This window comes from Marisediminitalea sp. (genome assembly GCF_984433645.1).
In genome coordinates, this window is sequence record NZ_CFIDRX010000092.1 from 1 (window position 1) to 16,892 (window position 16,892).

At 49.3% G+C, this 16,892-nt stretch carries 16 protein-coding genes and 1 pseudogene; 7 read left to right on the top strand and 10 right to left on the bottom strand.

Annotated elements, in window-relative coordinates; genetic code table 11:
- From pqqC to AC4MRN_RS12560, 8 genes are all read right to left on the bottom strand, one after another.
- Positions 1-491: pyrroloquinoline-quinone synthase PqqC (gene pqqC, locus AC4MRN_RS12525; protein ID WP_491203458.1), on the bottom strand; the 491-nt coding region annotated here is incomplete at its 3' end.
- 11 nt (positions 492-502) lie between these two features.
- A complete protein-coding gene (pqqB, locus tag AC4MRN_RS12530; protein ID WP_491203459.1) occupies positions 503-1,426 on the bottom strand; it encodes a pyrroloquinoline quinone biosynthesis protein PqqB in 924 nt (307 codons plus the stop codon).
- Between the two features lie 124 nt (positions 1,427-1,550).
- Positions 1,551-1,622, bottom strand: coding sequence for a pyrroloquinoline quinone precursor peptide PqqA (gene pqqA, locus AC4MRN_RS12535; protein ID WP_073324441.1), 72 nt, complete (start codon positions 1,620-1,622; stop codon positions 1,551-1,553).
- Positions 1,623-1,779: 157 nt separating this feature from the next.
- Positions 1,780-3,342: a leucyl aminopeptidase gene (locus AC4MRN_RS12540; RefSeq protein ID WP_491203460.1), complete on the bottom strand. Its 1,563-nt coding sequence runs from the start codon at positions 3,340-3,342 to the stop codon at positions 1,780-1,782.
- A gap of 68 nt (positions 3,343-3,410) precedes the next feature.
- Positions 3,411-4,370, bottom strand: a complete 960-nt coding sequence (locus AC4MRN_RS12545) for a DMT family transporter (protein ID WP_073324200.1) — start codon at positions 4,368-4,370, stop codon at positions 3,411-3,413.
- Positions 4,367-4,960 (bottom strand): TetR/AcrR family transcriptional regulator, encoded by a 594-nt coding sequence (locus tag AC4MRN_RS12550; RefSeq protein WP_073324201.1) that lies wholly within the window; start codon positions 4,958-4,960, stop codon positions 4,367-4,369. The genes AC4MRN_RS12545 and AC4MRN_RS12550 overlap by 4 nt, the downstream gene beginning before the upstream one ends.
- Before the next feature lie 114 nt (positions 4,961-5,074).
- Positions 5,075-6,067: a hypothetical protein gene (locus AC4MRN_RS12555; RefSeq protein ID WP_491203461.1), complete on the bottom strand. Its 993-nt coding sequence runs from the start codon at positions 6,065-6,067 to the stop codon at positions 5,075-5,077.
- 91 nt (positions 6,068-6,158) lie between these two features.
- Positions 6,159-7,364 carry an MFS transporter gene (locus tag AC4MRN_RS12560; protein WP_370242067.1) on the bottom strand — a complete coding sequence of 402 codons (1,206 nt, stop codon included), beginning with the start codon at positions 7,362-7,364 and terminating at the stop codon, positions 6,159-6,161.
- A gap of 137 nt (positions 7,365-7,501) precedes the next feature.
- Here AC4MRN_RS12560 and AC4MRN_RS12565 point away from each other — a divergent pair, with 137 nt between their 5' ends.
- From AC4MRN_RS12565 to AC4MRN_RS12595, 7 genes are all read left to right on the top strand, one after another.
- Complete coding sequence (locus AC4MRN_RS12565) at positions 7,502-10,090, top strand: efflux RND transporter permease subunit (protein ID WP_491203462.1); 2,589 nt, start codon at positions 7,502-7,504, stop codon at positions 10,088-10,090.
- A gap of 9 nt (positions 10,091-10,099) precedes the next feature.
- Positions 10,100-10,894, top strand: coding sequence for an outer membrane lipoprotein-sorting protein (locus tag AC4MRN_RS12570; RefSeq protein WP_491203463.1), 795 nt, complete (start codon positions 10,100-10,102; stop codon positions 10,892-10,894).
- A gap of 43 nt (positions 10,895-10,937) precedes the next feature.
- Positions 10,938-12,239, top strand: a complete 1,302-nt coding sequence (locus AC4MRN_RS12575; RefSeq protein WP_491203464.1) for a hypothetical protein — start codon at positions 10,938-10,940, stop codon at positions 12,237-12,239.
- An 11-nt stretch (positions 12,240-12,250) separates the two neighbouring features.
- Positions 12,251-12,466, top strand: a complete 216-nt coding sequence (locus AC4MRN_RS12580) for a YgaP family membrane protein (RefSeq protein ID WP_255052009.1) — start codon at positions 12,251-12,253, stop codon at positions 12,464-12,466.
- 117 nt (positions 12,467-12,583) lie between these two features.
- Positions 12,584-13,537: an alpha/beta hydrolase gene (locus AC4MRN_RS12585; protein WP_491203465.1), complete on the top strand. Its 954-nt coding sequence runs from the start codon at positions 12,584-12,586 to the stop codon at positions 13,535-13,537.
- A 143-nt stretch (positions 13,538-13,680) separates the two neighbouring features.
- Complete coding sequence (locus AC4MRN_RS12590; RefSeq protein WP_370242075.1) at positions 13,681-14,040, top strand: adenosine deaminase; 360 nt, start codon at positions 13,681-13,683, stop codon at positions 14,038-14,040.
- Between the two features lie 5 nt (positions 14,041-14,045).
- The gene (locus AC4MRN_RS12595) at positions 14,046-15,875 is read left to right on the top strand and encodes a lipoprotein N-acyltransferase Lnb domain-containing protein (protein ID WP_491203466.1); all 1,830 of its coding nucleotides are present in this window, start codon (positions 14,046-14,048) and stop codon (positions 15,873-15,875) included.
- A 44-nt stretch (positions 15,876-15,919) separates the two neighbouring features.
- On the opposite strand, the gene AC4MRN_RS12600 is transcribed toward AC4MRN_RS12595, so the two are convergent.
- Together AC4MRN_RS12600 and AC4MRN_RS12605 are read right to left on the bottom strand one after the other, a co-directional pair.
- Positions 15,920-16,681: an MBL fold metallo-hydrolase gene (locus tag AC4MRN_RS12600; RefSeq protein ID WP_491203467.1), complete on the bottom strand. Its 762-nt coding sequence runs from the start codon at positions 16,679-16,681 to the stop codon at positions 15,920-15,922.
- An 11-nt stretch (positions 16,682-16,692) separates the two neighbouring features.
- A pseudogene (locus AC4MRN_RS12605) lies at positions 16,693-16,892 on the bottom strand (hypothetical protein); the annotation flags it as partial.

The following is a 16,892-nucleotide window of genomic DNA, read 5'->3' on the forward strand; positions in this document are numbered from 1 at the left end:
TCAGGCCTGGTATCCAAACGACTCTGATGGATCTCTGGTGCAAACATTTCGGTGAGTGATGAACAGGCTGCTTCTTCCCACGTCGCACGACGGGCGAAGTTTACATAAGCGCCTACAGCGAATTTCACGCCGGGCAGCAATAGTTTTTCGTCGAGAATATCCTGACGGTCCAAACCAACCGCTTCGCCCAGTCTCAGCCAGGCTTCAATGCCGCCTAGTCTCGGATCGCCTTCTTCGCCATCGTGATCCAGAATACGTTGGATCCACTTACGACGGGTTTCCATGTCCGGGCAATTGGCCAGTATGGCGGCGTCTTTAATGGGAATGCACATTTGATAAAAGAAGCGGTTGGCGACCCAACCCTGAATCTGTTCTTTCGTGCATTCGCCCTTATTCATGGCCTGATGAAACGGGTGATGAATATGGTAAAACTGCCCTTTGTCGCGCAGCTTTTGTTCGAATTCTTCTCGGCTCCAGGGTTGTTGACTCACCTTGTACCTCTCTATAGGGAAATTTTCATACCGTCGTAGGCCAGCTCGATGTCGTTGTTGAGCAAGTACTGATGGGCTGACGAGTCTTCGTTCAGCACCGGGTTGGTATTATTAATATGGATCAGGATTTTGCGATCAATCGGGTAGCGGTTTAATAGCGCGACCGTGCCGTCTGGTCCGTTTACAGGCATATGGCCCATTTGTGTGCCCAGGCGATTGCTGAATCCCTTTTGAATCATTTCATCATCCAGCCACAAGGTACCGTCGAATAACACGCAACTGGCTTGTTCCAGCATGGACTCCACTAGCGGACTGGCCTGAACGCAGCCGGGTGCGTAAAACAGCGATTTACCCGAGGCGGTATCGGTGATTTGCAAACCAATGTTATTGCCGGGTACCACTTTGTCGCGATAGCTGGAATAAGGCGGTGCATTCGATTCCAGTACAACGGGATTAAAGGTTAGTCCTTCTATGCCTTCGGGCGTAAAGCTTTTGTCGTAATCCGTGTCAATGGCGTGACGTTGCAGGCCACCGTGCCAATGCTTCAGCATGGGAAACAGTGGAAAGGCGGTGGTGAGATCTTCATACACGACATCGGTGCAATAAACCGGAAGCGGCAAACCTTCACGCAGGGTCAGTAACCCGGTGGTATGGTCGATTTGACTGTCGGTGAGAATAATCGAACGTATGCTGGTACCGCGTTGTTGAGATTTGTCAGCAGGCCACAACTCGTGGGTATGGTTGATCTGGTGACGCAAATCAGGAGACGCGTTAATTAATACCCAGTCAGTGCCATTTGCACTTACTGCAATACTGGATTGGGTGCGCGGACTGGCTTTTATTGAGCCGTCTCTTACGCCGCGACAGTTGTCACAGTGGCAGTTCCATTGAGGGAAGCCGCCGCCGGCACCTGCGCCCAGGATCAGTACTTTCATGCTCAGTAATCCTGTTGTTAGCTAAAAGCGTTGCCCGTTTTATAAACAGGCGGGAATAAAAAAGGCTGCGCATGGTGCAGCCTTTTGAATACTTGTTGAGAACACACCTCGAAGAGGGGTGAAATTAACGGTTGCTGATATACAGCGTTACTTCGAAACCTAAACGCATTTCAGTGTACTGAGGTTTTGTCCACATAATGGAACTCCTTATTAACTTTGTTTTAACACTTTACTGATTGTAGGACCGGCCCTGGCAAAAAAAAATCCTACTTTGGAACTAGAGAGGGTTAACCTTTGGTGCAGGTTGGCAAGCGCTCTGCCAACTCTGCTAAAAGGTTAATCCACTCCGAGTCCTAGTATAACACAGGCGATACCGGCCATGTGCTATCGGGCTTCTCACTGTATTGGGTTAAAAAGGCCAGCAACAGAGAGAAAGGCCGCGCGGTAGCTGAGTTACCTTTGCCATACTGGAAGCTGGTACCCGCTATGTCAAGGTGTGCCCACGGTGTGTTGCCGGCAAACCGCGATAAAAAGCAGCCAGCCGTGATCATGCCGGGTGAATTACTGCCGCTGTTGCGCATATCGGCGGCGAACGAGTCCAGTGGTTCCTGATAGTCGTCCCAGATGGGCATGGCCCAGGCACGGTCGCTACTGCTCTCTCCTGCTTCTACTAAATCTGATGATAATGCCTGGCTATTACTCATCAACCCGCTGGCATGGCTACCCAGGCTCACAATATGTGCGCCAGTGAGCGTAGCGATGTCAATGATAGCCGCAGGGTTGAATTGCTGTGCATAGGTCATTGCATCACACAGCACTAAACGGCCTTCTGCGTCGGTGCTAATAATTTCAACGGTTTGTCCAGACAATGTAGTTAAAATGTCGCCGGGGCGGAAAGCCTTGCCGTCGGGCATGTTTTCAGCGGTAGCAATAATGCCTGTCACGTTAACAGGTAAACGCAATGCGGTGAGGGTTTTCATAATACCCATAACGGTAGCGCCGCCACACATGTCGTATATCATATTTTGCATGCCGGGCGGTTTCTTCAGAGTAATACCGCCAGTATCAAAGGTGATGCCTTTTCCTATCAGAACAATACTCGGTAAGTCGGAGTCTGCTGCGCCCTTGTAATGCATTACGGGCATGCAGGTGGGCTGTTCCGAACCCTGGCCTACCGCGACATACGCACCCATCCCCATTTCTTTGAGCGTAGCTTCATCCAATACTTCTGTGGTTAATAACGAAGAGTCGGAGGCTAACGCTTCAGCACATTCTGCGAAATAGCTGGGTGTACATATATTTCCTGGTAAGTTGGCCAGGTCACGAGTCAGTGATTTTCCTTCATGAACAGCCAGCGCTCGCGCTATGTCGGGCTTGAGTTCATCCTGCTCAACCGCAATTGATAAGCGTTTGATGCTTGTTGGCTTTTGCGCGTTGGGCGAAGTTTTAAACGCTTTGAAGCGGTAACTGGCAAAAAGTAGGGCGTCGAGCAGCGCTTGTATGTACGCCTGACAGTTTGCGAAAGGCGACATTACGCAGGCACTTTTAACGTTTAATTCGTCTAGCTGTGAACAAATAAACGTCGCCTGTCGGGCAAGCATATTGCGGGTTTTATGCGCTTCGTCAGGCGTACAATTTGCAATACTGTTTGATTTGTTAGTGTTTACTAACAAAAGTCGGCTGGCTTTTAAATTTGGAACTTCTGAAATAAGTAAGTGTTTACTTTCTGAACAGCTGGCGCTGAGTGATGGTGTAACGTTAAGTATATGGGCTAACCAGCTTGGCTTCGGTATTTCACCGGCTTGGCTCTGTGAGGTTGCATCAAAAAGCCATGCGAAGTCGACAAATGCGACCAGGCAGTCTGCACTGCATGAGTCGGCATCGGCAAAGGGGATGTGATAGGTTTCAATTTTCACAACAACGGATCCTGAGTGAGCGGGCAGTGTACCGTTTTCTACTACAAATTACAGCGAGTGTTACCTGGTCAGGCACTCGCTGCGGTTTCTGCCGATGTTGCGACAGGCGACGGGGAAGCTTTGCGTTTAATGGTGGCGATCAACAAACAGGAGCTGATCAAACCAATGCCGCTCCATCCAACCCAGGATAACGACTCGCCCACTATCCACATGGCCAGAATGGCTGCAACCACAGGTTCTAACAGAGTGATGATTGTCGCCAGACTAGCGCGAATTGAGCGTAAGCCGTAACCGAAAAGCAGGTAACCCATAAACATGGGCACGGCAGCCATGTATGCGCCCACCATGAAATTATTGGTGCTAGCGAGCAGTTCCGCGCCGGTTAAAAGCAGCACAGGCAATAAGCAGAGTCCGCCGACGCCAAACATACTGCCCATGGCTGCGCGTGAATGGACCTGGCGCTGGATTAAGCGGTGAGCGACCCACGAATACATGGCGTAGGTAAATGCAGCAATCAGTCCGAGTGCGATACCGAAAAAGTTATACCATTGCGAAAGCTCGCTATTTTGCGGTGCTGCACTGTGCTGTGGTTTTGCACTTGCCAGCAATATCACGCCCAGAACGCCCAGAAAGATACTCACTATCCAACGTGTATTGAGCCGTTGCTTGTCGAACAGACGTTCGATTATTGCAGCTGCAACGGGTGCCATACCAATGGAGACGACCGTACCGATGGTGACGCCAGACAGCCGCATAGAACTGTAGAACGCCAGTGGGTATATCGCTACATTCAAAGCACCCCACAGAACCAGGCTACGATGCTGCTTCAGTTCCGTCCACTGTCTGGCAATAAAACGCCAGGCAATGAGCGCCTGCAACAGTCCGCCACACCCCATTGAAACGGCAGCAATGCCGAGTGAGCTAACGTCTGGTGCAAAGGTGGCTGCGGTGCCGGTTGTGCCCCAGAGTACTGACGCAACAACAACGGCGAGCACACCGAGATAATAGTGTGAAGACGAGTGGGTCATAATGATTGCTCGATGAGTTGGTCGGCCATGGTACGTGCGCGTTCTATAGCCTGGGTGTCTGCGGCGAGTCCCGCTAAAGAAATCGAACCTTCCAGCAAAAAGCACACATGTTCTGTGAGTTGTTCAATGCGACCCGGTTCGATTATAGGCAGCTCAGACAGTTCGCGTTTAACGATGGCCTTTACTTCCTGTTTGTGTCGATTGACTGCTGCACGCTCAGCGCTGTTGGCTGGCATTTCTGCTGCTGCATTGAGTAAGCCGCAGCCCCGAAAGCCATTTTCATAATCAAATTCCGCGTGGTCCTGATACGCATCGAATACCGCCAGAACCCGTTCCCAGCCATTGGATAGGTCTGTTGAACGCTTTGCGTATAGGTCCAGCCATTCCTGATGTCGGGCATCAATGTAGGCGGCAACCAATTCAGACTTGGATTTAAAGTTGTTGTACAACGACATTTTCGCAACCCCGGCCCGGGCTATAACGGCATCGATGCCGGTCGCGGTTATACCGTGGTCGTAAAACAATTCTCCAGCGGCTTTTAACAATTTTTCTCTTGCAGGCAGTTTTTTTCTTGCAGGTACTATTGCCATGATTGCGCCTCGCTCAAAATATACAGACTAGTCTATATAGTAATTTTGAGGTTCGCAATGTTTTATTGATTACCCCTGCAGGCTTTATTAGTAATAGGCATTGTACAGATTGGTCTATTCCTGAATTGGTAGTGATTTAAATGCCTCTGGCGTATCTACTGACAAATACACTTCCTCGACATAGTCGGTCAGCGTGGCCATCAGGTTGTAGTAACAACAGGGTGTTGAAAGTGTGAGTTTTACATTTGGAGATCCATTACCCAGGCATAACGCGTGCTCGTCCGGCGAAGCAACCTTGTCTGTTTCAATGCTGGAAATGGCTGTTAAGGGAATAACTAGCAGGTTCAAATAATTGTTGTTCAGCACCAGATGGCCATCTAAGACGTAAGCAGAATGGTGTTTACTGATCCGGTAATTGGCAATCAGGTAAATAAACGTATAACCCACTAACGTACCGACAATGATGGCCGCTAGCTGTGACCACAATGCCAGCGCGTAATACAACGCGCCGGTAACAACGAACAAGCCTATTTGTAAAACGACAAGTGTGATCCAGGACGATGAAACCAGTCGGAGATGAGCCAGTGAGGGGGCATGGTTACGGCTCAGAAACGGAAATAAGTAGTACCAGGTGGCAGGCTCATAGGCGAATAGTACGGCAGTGGTGCGTTTTTTCTCGTCTTCGTCACCCATTTTTTTAATTGCTGAGGCACGCGGATCGCCCTGCATAGTGCGGCATTGCCAAAGCATACGCACTACGTGATAGACAATGGCCAACTCGATGATGAGTAGCACGGCAATGATGGGATAACGCAGATACGCAATGAATTCAAAATAACTGGCTAGCGCTGCCGGCATTGAATAACGGCACACCAGTGATGAGGTCGAAAACGGGATCAGTATTTTCCAGAGCTTCTGCTTACTGCCAATGATAACCAATAGTAAATGTAATAGCGGGATAACCGCGAAGTACACAGTGAACAAACCCGCAAACACCGGCCAGTTTTCATCTGGGTTGAATTCATCGGGGGTGAGGTGAATACCCAGCACATACAAGCCAATGGCTAGCAGCAAAAACGCTAATCGATAGCGGGTAACTTTTCTCATCAACAGTCCTTGTTTATTGTACTCAGAGCCTGGAAAGTTCAACACGCCCGGTTATTTTTGGCAAGAATAAACGGTCTCAATAAGCGCCTTGTTACAATTTATCCTCGCTGGGATTGGGTTTAACCCGTAAATGGCCCACTGCAATCAATGTTACCGTCGCCAGCATAATCGAGGCGGCTAAAAAGGGGGCGCGATGACTGAGCTGGTACAAGGATGCGGCAATGGGAGGCCCGATAATATAGCCCATAGCAGGTGACGCTGTAATAAAGCCGGTTACAGTGGCTTGGTTTTCCGGCTTACAGCTGGACGTAGCCAGTGCGGCGACAGCTGGATAGCTGATGCCCAGGCCGCTGCCAAGGAACACCATGGCAAAATACAACTGACTCTGGTCGTGGTGCAAATACAGGATCAGGTAACCCAGTGACAACAGTGGAAAGGCCAGCTTAATGAGGTTTGCCGGATGCATGCTGGTGCGTTGGACCAGTGTAAACTGCACAACCAGCGCGCACACTGCGCTGATCATCATGGCAAGCCCTACACCCTGTGCCGCTTCGGTGGTAGAAGCACCGTGATGATCGATTAAAAAGAACGCCAGCGATTGTTGCATCATGGCAACCGCGAGAAATACACAGGCATTCATGCCGATCACGAGCGGCACGTAGGGCTGAATACTATGCGTGACAGCCACACCGGTTTTTTGTGTTTGGGGTGGGGGCGGTGTGTTCTGATTGTCGGGCAGGAATCGCCACACCAGAATAAGTGCTGTTAGTGTCATGAGAGAAATGGCGTACAACGGGGTCAACAAATGAAAGCCAACCAATAGACCCGCCAGTGTCGGGCCAAGAATCTGGCCCAGGCTGTGGGCCGATGACACTTTGCTGATGGCCTTCACGCGCTCGTGGTCTGCGCTGATGGATATCGCGTATCCGACTACCGAAGGCGGTGTCGCTGACATGATTGTCGCCTGACCAGACCGGGCCGCTGTCAGCGCAAGGAACAACGCCGTGCCTACCAGCCAACCCTGAAACCCACTCAACCACACAGTAGCAAAAACCAAGGTACCAATGGTATAGCCAGTCAGCCCGGTGATCAGCACGCGGCGATAGCCTTTGCGCTTGCCGACTCTGGACCACAACGCGTTGCCCGCGGCATACATCAGCGCAGAACTGGACATCAAAAAGGCAACCTGAAATTCGGTTAAACCGACTTCCCTGCCCAGAGGCGGCAAGGTTGTCATAACAACAGATTGACCCATTGCAGTAGCGAGTAAGGCAAAAAACAACAAACGGAAGGTCATGAAAACGCAACAATCGTAAAGAGAAGCAGTGATTCTAGCATGATTTGCGGGCGCCCAGCGGAGCTTTAGCGATACAAAAGTACCGCTAAACGAATAGAAAAAACTTGATATATTAGAAATGGCGCATATATTGCTGTATGACATTATCTCAAGCGGTAACAGTGAAACGTATTATGAACACCCTGTCAGGTAAACTTGTTGCAATCAGTACGCATAAACCCTTATGGATTTATGCCGTGTTGCTGTTGCTGACACTCGGCATTGGCAGCCAGATCCCACGGATTACAATAGATACAGACCCGGAAAATATGCTGGCGGCTGATCATCCGGCACGCACATTTCACAATCAGACCAAGGCAAATTTCGCCATGCACGATGCCATTGTGGTGGGTGTAGTGAACGAAACCGATGCCAATGGTGTGTACAACACGACATCTTTGTCTGACATTTTTGACTTAACTCAGTCAATTTTGGCAATCGATGGCGTTGTGGATGCCGATCTTATGTCGATTTCTACGGTTGATAATATTTCTCAGGCCGGGCCTGGGACTATTCGTTTTGAATGGATGATGCCAGAAGCGCCGGTATCAGATGCTGCCGCTCAGCAAATTCAAACTAACATTGAGAGACTGCCGCTACTTTACGACACGCTGGTATCGCAAAACGGTAAAGCGGCGGCGATCTACGTCCCAATTATTGATAAAAATGAAAGCTATCGGATAGCAGAAGAAATTCGCGCCACGATTGATACATTCGACGGCACTGAACAGTGGTATATCACCGGGCTACCGGTTGCAGAAGATCAGTTCGGTTTTGAGATGTTTGTACAAATGGGCATTTCAGCGCCACTGGCCGGCCTGACCATCTTCATCTTATTGTTTATTTTCTTCCGCAATATTCCGCTTATTACGGCCCCTATGATTGTGGCGATGGCGACTGTGATAGTCACCATGGGCCTGCTGATTGGCTTTGGCTTTACCGTGCACATTATGTCGTCAATGATAGCCATTTTTCTGATGCCCATCGCGGTAGTGGATTCAGTACACATCCTGTCTGAATTTTCTGACCGCTATAAGCCGGGTGAAGATTTAAAAGCCGTTGTTGAAGAGGTTGTGGGTCACCTTTTCACGCCGATGTTGTATACCTCGGTAACCTCGTCGGTGGGCTTCTTCTCATTAATGCTGACACCAATTCCACCAGTGCAGATCTTTGGTGCGTTTGTTGGTTTCGGCATTCTGTTTGCCTTTGTGGTGACGATTACGTTTATCCCGGCTTACTTATCGCGTATGAGTGATTCTGCACTGGAAAAACTCCAGGCCGCCATGCACGAGGATGGCGCTGGACAGGGTTCGAATATTGCTCGCATGGCTAGAGGTTTGGGCAAGTTGGCCACGGGTCAGCAAGGTCTGTTGCTGGCTGCATTTGGTGCGGTGTTTGTGGTCTCTGCCTGGGGCGTCACGCAGATTCAAATCAACGACAACCCGGTACGCTGGTTTAAGTCTGACCACGAAATCCGCGTGGCCGACCGGGTATTAAACGAAAACTTCGCCGGAACCTACAATGCGTATCTGGTGCTGACTGACCGTTCAGAACTTCCGACTGCTGCATCTCTGTTGGAAAGTGGTGACATGCCGGATTCGCTGGCAGGCTGGAAGAGTGAAACCCTAGCCGCCATAGGCAGTGGTGCACCTGAAGAACAGTTGCAAAACCTAATTGTAGCGATTGACGATAAGTTGTTTAGCGACCTTAGCGACGAGGAAATGACCTATCTGGATAACGTCATGGCATCGGCTGAACAGGCAAATAGCCAGAGTAAAACATTCCAGAATCCCGAAGTACTCGCTTATATCGAGTCATTGCAAGAGGCACTGACAGCATCTGGCTTGGTGGGTAAATCCAACGCCTTACCCGATGTGGTGAAAGTGGTAAACCGTGAATTGCGCTCAGGCGAAGCACAAGACTACCAGCTTCCTGATTCGGGTAACGCGGTAGCCCAGACGCTGTTGCAGTACCAGTCTTCTCACCGTCCAAATGACCTGTGGCACTTTGTGACGCCGGATTACCGTTCTGCGCTGGTTTGGCTACAGTTAACCAGTGGTGATAATCAGGATATGACTGCGGTCATTGAACTGGTCGATTCGTATATTGCCAGCCATCCAATGCCAGCGGGTATTGAAGCAGATTGGGCAGGCAAAGCCTATCTGAACGTCGTGTGGCAGGAAAATATGGTGGCGGGTATGCTCGACAGTTTGCTGGGCGCATTCGTTATGGTTTTCATTATGATGGTAGTGCTGTTCCGCTCATTGGTGTACGGCATACTCGCGATGTTACCACTTACTATCACTATAACCTTTATCTATGGGCTGATAGGAATAGTGGGGAAAGACTACGATATGCCAATAGCGGTACTGTCTGCGCTGACGCTTGGCTTGTCGGTGGACTTTGCTATTCACTTCCTTGAAAGGGCCCGCGCTACCTTTAACGACACACAAAGTGTGAAGCAAACCATGGCGTTAATGTTTGAAGAACCGGCCACGGCAATCTCTCGCAATGCGCTGGTCATTGCACTTGGTTTTACCCCGCTATTGTTTGCGCCGCTGGTACCTTACATAACCGTTGGTGTGTTCCTGGCCAGTATCATGGCGGTTTCTGCGTTGGTGACTCTGCTGCTGCTTCCTGCAGTAATGAGCCTGGGTCACAAGATAGTCTTTAAATCGGCGAAATAAGGAGTCGGTATGAAACGTAGTTTAGTTACTTTAGGTTTGTTGGCAGCAATGGCGTTTATGCCTGCTGCACAGGCAGAGGTAGATGTTGACGCACTTATAAAGCAAGCTGAGAAAGCGGCCTATTACGCAGGTGATGACGGCCGTGCTGACGCGCGCATGATGATTGTCGATAGCCAGGGGCGTAAGCAAATGCGCCAGTTCACTATTTTGCGTAAAGATGTGGAAGACAACGGCGATCAAAAAATGATGGTGTTTTTCTCGCGTCCTACTGATGTCAAAGACACGGTGTTTCGCGTTGAAAAACATGCAAAAACCAATGTGGATGACGACCGTTGGTTGTATTTGCCTGCACTGGATTTAGTGAAGCGTATTTCCGCAGGTGACAAGCGCACCTCGTTTGTCGGTTCTCACTTCTTTTATGAAGACGTATCGGGGCGAGCGGTCTCACAGGACGATTTTACTCTGGTAGAGGAAACGGCTGACCGGTACGTATTGAAGGCGGTACCAAAACAGCCTGACACCGTTGAGTTTGCCCACTATGTCGTTGAAATCGAAAAAGTAACGTCACTACCGGTGCTGATTAACTTTTATCAGGCTGACGGGACAAATTATCGTCGCGTAGAGTCTGTACAGGTTGATACCGTTCAGGGCTTTCCAACCGTGCTTCGCTCCAAAGTGTCGGATCTGACAAACGGCGGCTACACCCTCATGGAGTTCCGCGGTACCGAATACAACATTGGTTTGCCAGAGGATGTGTTTAGTGAACGCAGCCTGCGTACACCGCCAGTGCAATGGTTGAAATAGTACGATGCCAATCTCTTTGAAAACACTGCTTTTGAGTGGACTGATGTTAGCTGGAATCACCAGCCAAACCACAGTGTGGGCACAAGAAAGTACAGATTCTCAATCTACCGCGGATGAGTGGGCGGACTGGGGCGACTTTGAGGAACCCGAAGAAGCATCACCATTTACCTGGGCTGGCTTTGTGGAGCTGGCGGCAGGTACACGTTTAAACAACGACACCGCCGTAGCAAGAAACACTACGTTGCAGGATGCTCGTTTGCAACTGCAGGCCGATTACGCGCTTAGCGCGTCAACTTTATCTTTTCGCGGCGATCTGTATTACGACGGCGTATTAAACAGTGTTGAAACCCAAATACGCGAACTGGCGTGGCAAGGTAACCTGGACTTTTTAGGTGAGATGGGGCGTAAATTCGACGCTAAGCTGGGCCAGCAGGTACTGACCTGGGGAACGGGTGACTATGTATTTTTAAACGACTTGTTTCCCAAGGACTATCAGTCGTTCTTTGCGGGGCGTGATGATGAATATCTCAAGGCACCGAGTCTGTCTGCCAAACTGTCAGGCTACTTTGATGTAGCAAACATTGATGTGGTGGTAACGCCTCAATTTGAACCAGACAATGGAATAACCGGTGAGTATTTTTCGTTTTTCAGCCCCCAGGCCCAAATGAACGTGGCACCGGGCTTTCGTGTGCTGGATAAGAATGAGCCGGACAGCGCAGAGTGGGCGTTGCGTATTTACAAAACCTTCGGTCAAACCGAGTTGGCATTCTATGGTTACCGTGGGTTTAACAAAACCCCCATGGCCGCCGACGAACAAAGCTTGCCACGTTACAGCCGCTTAAATGTATGGGGAGCCAGTGCAGTGAAGCCATTAGGCCCGGGCCTGGCAAAAGCGGAGTATGCCTATCATGATGCCATTGAGGACTCCGATGGCAATAACCCACTGGTACCCAATAGCCAGCACCGCTTTTTGGTGGGCTACGAGCAGGAACTGGTGGCGAATCTAACCGGAAGCGTGCAGTGGTACATGGAGAAAACGGTGGATCACGATGCGTTAATAGCCAGTTCATACTGGCCACAGTATGAACAGGAAGCGAATCGTCACGTGGTAACAACCCAGCTCATGTACCGGGCGCTACGCCAAACTCTAACGCTTAACTGGTTTAACTTTTATTCGCCTACTGATAGCGACGGGTATATGAAGTTTCGCGCAACCTATTCGCCCGTGGATGACTGGCAGGTCAACGGCGGCTTTAATCTGTTTTATGGCGATGAGCCACATACTTTCTACTCACAGTTCGAAGACGCCAGCAATGTGTATGCGTCTTTCCGATATTTTTATTAGGAGCTAATGCGATGTCTGCAGAAAGAGCGTTAACGGCGTTTGCCGGATTTATGGTGTTACTGTCGGTGGTACTGACCTGGTTTGTACATGAAAACTTCCTGTGGTTCACCGTGTTCATTGGCGCAAACTTGTTTCAACAGAGCTTTACCGGTTTTTGCCCGGCCACGATTGTACTGCGCAAAGTCTTTGGCTTTAAAACGGAGAAAGAGCTGGCGACCGGCCAGTAACTGCGCAACGTACCCTTTCACTCATCAGGGATGTTCCATCCTGTTCTCGCCCCGCTTTGCGGGGTTTTTTTATTGTCGATATACTCGTCTTCTCACTACAGTTTACACAGGTAAATCATGACGCCTATTCATCCGGCTGTTGCCCCTGAATTAGTCAAACCACTAACAGCACTGCTGGACGCGACCGTCTCCAATCCACCATTAAGCGGTAAAACCCTTGGTTTCTATCGCAAACGCAACAAGTTCAACGTATCACCCGTTAGTGATTTTCCCGCCATTCAGCCTTATGACATTGCGCAAAGCACTGAGGCACCCGGCGTACGAGTATGGGTGATTAACGCTTCTGAGAATGCGAAAAAGCCGGCGTTGCTGCACTTTCATGGCGGTGGGTTTGTGATGGGCAGTTGCCAGAATGGCTTTTCCCGCATGCAGCAATTAGCGCTGGATTTGGATTGTGTGGTCGTGAGTGTAGATTATGGTTTAGCACCGGAAATGCGTATCGGTGAGGTAGTAAAGCAAAGCTACACGGCGTTGGTATGGACACATCAACAAAGCAAATCCCTGGGGATAGATAACACCCGCATAGGGTTACTTGGCTTTAGCGCGGGTGGCGGACACGCTGCGTTACTTGCGCAATATGCCGCGCACCGAAATGAGTATGCCGTGAAGTGCCAGGCGTTGATTTACCCTATGCTGGATGACAGAACGGGCAGTACCATTTTCCCTGAATTTCCAAAGGGCAAGTACTTGTGGACCGCAGAACAAAATCAGTATGGCTGGCAAGCGGCACTGGGCCATACGCCAGGCAAAGACAGCATAAAGCCCTTTACTGTGCCGGCCAGACAGCCTCTATCGGCAAGTCTGCCTGCCACGTACATCGCCGTAGGCGACCTGGATTTGTTTCATGACGAAAACCTGGAATATGCCAACGCCCTTCAGGCATTAGGTATTCCCGTCATTCTGAATGACGTGCCGGGCGCTTTTCACGCGTTTGAATCCATTGCGCCGGAGACTGAACTGGCAAAAGCGTTTAATCGGCATTTACTCTCGTCGTTGGTAACAATGCTTTAATCGTAGTTTCCGACTCTTATTGCAGCACGACATATATGCGCTGATTTTTATCGAGCTAGTCATAAACTTATTGATTTTATGTGGGAATTACCTATATTGATGGCGCCGATGAAAGGCAATCATAATAATGAAAAGGAAACATCATGAAAGTAAAATTCGCTGGAATCGTAGTAGCTACAGCGCTCCTGTCTTCTGGTTGTGCGACCATCCTGACCGAAGAAACTCACAATATGAACGTGACTACAACTACGGGTGAAACGACAACCGTCACTGTAGATGGAGCGAGCCAAACTGTTCCTGGTGTTGTAACAGTGAAGAAAGAAAACAAAGATAAAGTTCTCGTTGCCGATGCAGAAAATTGTCAGGACGTCAGCTTAAACAAAGAAGTTGAGTCTGCGTTTTTCATTAATGTCATCAGTGGTGGTGTGTTTGGCTCATCAACTGACTATGGCACAGAAAAAATGTGGCGCTATCAGGATTCAGTGACAGTATCGTGTAAATAACGATTTTGCAGAATCAATTCGGTAAAGGAAGTCTGTGGGCTTCCTTTTTCATTTTTCTGATATGTGTTGCCACTGCACGCGCTGCAGAAGGTGAATATCAGGCTCTTATCAACCAGGCAGATGCCAACCATATTGCTGAAACCCGTTTATGGCACGTGTTACTGCACCTGAAACACGACCAGCCAATTAATCCAACCAGTCATTATCTATCCAGTCCGTTTTCTCCTCAGGCAGAACTTCGCGAAACGATTAAACTTGCCTTGCGGGATCCTCAGGCGGCTTGTGCTTTCCCTGCGCGAAAACGTTACATTGAGACGCAATTAAATTTACCCGCGGGCACACTTTCGCCAGAGCCTTGTAGCGATTATGAAACCTTCCTCGACTTTGTACCCAACGACAGGTTAGTGCTAGTCTATGCTTCGGAGAATGTGAACTCAGCCAGTTCTATGATGGGCCATATAATGCTGCGTCTGGACGGTGTAAATATTAATGATATTGCTGTGCAGCACGGTATTACGTATTTTACTGAGTTGGATTCACTGAATGCGGCCCGTATTCTCTACGACAGCCTGGTAACCGGTAAAGAAGGGCTGTTTCAGGTTTCCCCTTATGCACCGATACAGGCACATTATCGTTATGCGGAGCAAAGAAATATATGGGAATACGCTTTAACACTCACTCCTGGTGAGCGAGCGCTGATCAGGGATGCTATTTGGGAAATAGGACAGCATACCCCTGCCTATTTTTTTCATACTTACAATTGCGCTACGGTGACACAATTACTGCTCGCTATTGCGCGGCCTGCATCGCTGGATGCGGTCGATGCGTGGTTGACGCCCATTGATATCGTAAAGTTTAGTTTCAAGGCGTCGTTGGTGGATAGCGCGCAGGTAGTACCCTCTGACCGTTGGAAGACCAACGCTTTACTCGAGCAAATGCCGGATCACAGAGTTGACGCAATTGGCAGCGCTATAAATACTGGCAATATTGCAAACTTGTCGTTGTCCGTTGACTCTCAGGGCTATACCGAATTTGAATTGGCCAAGAGTCTAAATGGTCTATGGTTTAGTCAGCGCAAAATATCTGAGGCGCGTTACCAGGACAATAAGCTAAAACTGGCTCAGATGAACTCAAATTATTCCGCATTTCAGATTGACGTTAGTGACTATAAAAGTCCCCTTGACGCAACCGATGAGAGCCTGATTTCCATCGGGGTAGGACATATCGAGAACCGGGATGCTCTGTTGTTTCGTTATTTTCCTGTTGCGTCTGACATAACCGATGATCACGGTCATATCTTCGGGGAAAATCAGTTGTTGTTGGCTGATACTCGTATACGTTTAGACGTAAATCGTGCACGTCTTCACCTCGATAAGCTGTCTTTGTATCAAATGAATTCCAGAGTGCCTTACACCAGCGTAACTGGCGGTATTTCCAGTGGGTTACGGGTTGGACTCGAGCGGGTCGTCAATGACCAATTTAACACTCAGTTGGTCGCAAATGTTGAAGGTGCGGTTGGTCTCAGTTACAAGCTTACTGACGATATAGGTCTGTATGCAGAAGCGGCGGCAGGTGTAATGGCAAATCTCAAACGCAGCGAAGTCTATGTTGAGCCGCGCGTTGGGGCTTACCTGTACGCAATTTACAATACCAAACTTAATGCGAATGTGGGGTGGGCAGTGAACAAATTTATTGGCAAACCTTTGTTAAGGTATGACCTATCTGTAAGAACACAAATCAACAAAAGCAGTGCACTGTTTCTGTCAGTAGACCGTCAGTTGGCAAGCTCTCAATCACTAACAAATGTAAGTGTTTACTATCAATATAGATTCTGATTTTAAAATGGGCTTACGGTTAACTTAGTTCGTTTAATGTCAGGCTAATGCGCCGTATTCTGCCCGCCGAGCGCGTGGGCAATGCGGTTTTTTGCTGAATGCCAGTGATTCTTCGGTAGCACCGGAGCCTGTTGAATAATGGCCTCAAAGTCGATGTCGTTAATCGACAGCGGCGGGACGTGTGCGCAGAATACGGTTTGTGGCTGTAGCGTCTGAATGCGCTTAAGTGATTGTTTATACTGATTGGGGTGGCAGATAGGGTAAGGCGGGGCAAGCTGGCGTTTCACCGAGACCATTAAATCGGCAACATAAGCCTGACTGGTCTCATCGTGAAACAAGGTGATGTCGTGGTCGGTATGCCCCGGGGTGAATAACACCTGCCAGTCTTCAAAGCCCGGCAGTGTTTGTTCGTCCAGCAGAATAATATCGGGCTTCAATATGGGGCTGTACCAGATATGCTTTTTCGGTTTGCCCAAGCGACCAGCCACCCACCACGTCAGGCTGACATCAATTAAATGGGCGGCGCGCCCCATCACTCCTGAATACCATTTCGCCGCTTTTGGATGAGCCGCTATTTTTGCACCGGTGAGTTTGCGAAGCCTGTGAGCACCACCGGCGTGGTCCGGATGCATATGCGTGACAACGATCAGTTTTAAATCAGCGAGAGGCCGGTTGAGTGTGTCAGTAATAAACGTACAAACATTGTGTGCATCGGCCCGACTACAGCCATCAAGCAGCAACAAGCCGCCCGGTGTTTCTACCAGGTAGATATTTTGAATGTAGCCCGCCAGGGTATGCACTTTCATCATGGGCCTACTTACTGTTGCATGGCGTTTTTAACCGGGTTGGCGTAGTTAGCAATAAGGTAATCACGCGCTTCTTCGGGTAACTCTGCCAGTTTTTGTTTCAACGTCTGTTTGCACTGCTCAGGGATTTTTTTATCGCTGCGTTCTGCTGCCAGGTAATTAATTGGGTACAACTGATAGTGAGTATGGATGTGCTGGTCGATGCATTCAG

Excerpts from the sequence above, each read along its gene's own strand:
- pqqB (WP_491203459.1), bottom strand. The coding sequence starts at position 1,426 with ATGAAAGTACTGATCCTGGGCGCAGGTGCCGGCGGCGGCTTCCCTCAA.
- AC4MRN_RS12545 (WP_073324200.1), bottom strand. The coding sequence starts at position 4,370 with ATGACCCACTCGTCTTCACACTATTATCTCGGTGTGCTCGCCGTTGTT.
- AC4MRN_RS12550 (WP_073324201.1), bottom strand. The coding sequence starts at position 4,960 with ATGGCAATAGTACCTGCAAGAAAAAAACTGCCTGCAAGAGAAAAATTG.
- AC4MRN_RS12555 (WP_491203461.1), bottom strand. The coding sequence starts at position 6,067 with ATGAGAAAAGTTACCCGCTATCGATTAGCGTTTTTGCTGCTAGCCATT.
- AC4MRN_RS12560 (WP_370242067.1), bottom strand. The coding sequence starts at position 7,364 with ATGACCTTCCGTTTGTTGTTTTTTGCCTTACTCGCTACTGCAATGGGT.
- AC4MRN_RS12565 (WP_491203462.1), top strand. The coding sequence starts at position 7,502 with ATGACATTATCTCAAGCGGTAACAGTGAAACGTATTATGAACACCCTG.
- AC4MRN_RS12570 (WP_491203463.1), top strand. The coding sequence starts at position 10,100 with ATGAAACGTAGTTTAGTTACTTTAGGTTTGTTGGCAGCAATGGCGTTT.
- AC4MRN_RS12575 (WP_491203464.1), top strand. The coding sequence starts at position 10,938 with ATGTTAGCTGGAATCACCAGCCAAACCACAGTGTGGGCACAAGAAAGT.
- AC4MRN_RS12580 (WP_255052009.1), top strand. The coding sequence starts at position 12,251 with ATGTCTGCAGAAAGAGCGTTAACGGCGTTTGCCGGATTTATGGTGTTA.
- AC4MRN_RS12585 (WP_491203465.1), top strand. The coding sequence starts at position 12,584 with ATGACGCCTATTCATCCGGCTGTTGCCCCTGAATTAGTCAAACCACTA.
- AC4MRN_RS12590 (WP_370242075.1), top strand. The coding sequence starts at position 13,681 with ATGAAAGTAAAATTCGCTGGAATCGTAGTAGCTACAGCGCTCCTGTCT.
- AC4MRN_RS12600 (WP_491203467.1), bottom strand. The coding sequence starts at position 16,681 with ATGAAAGTGCATACCCTGGCGGGCTACATTCAAAATATCTACCTGGTA.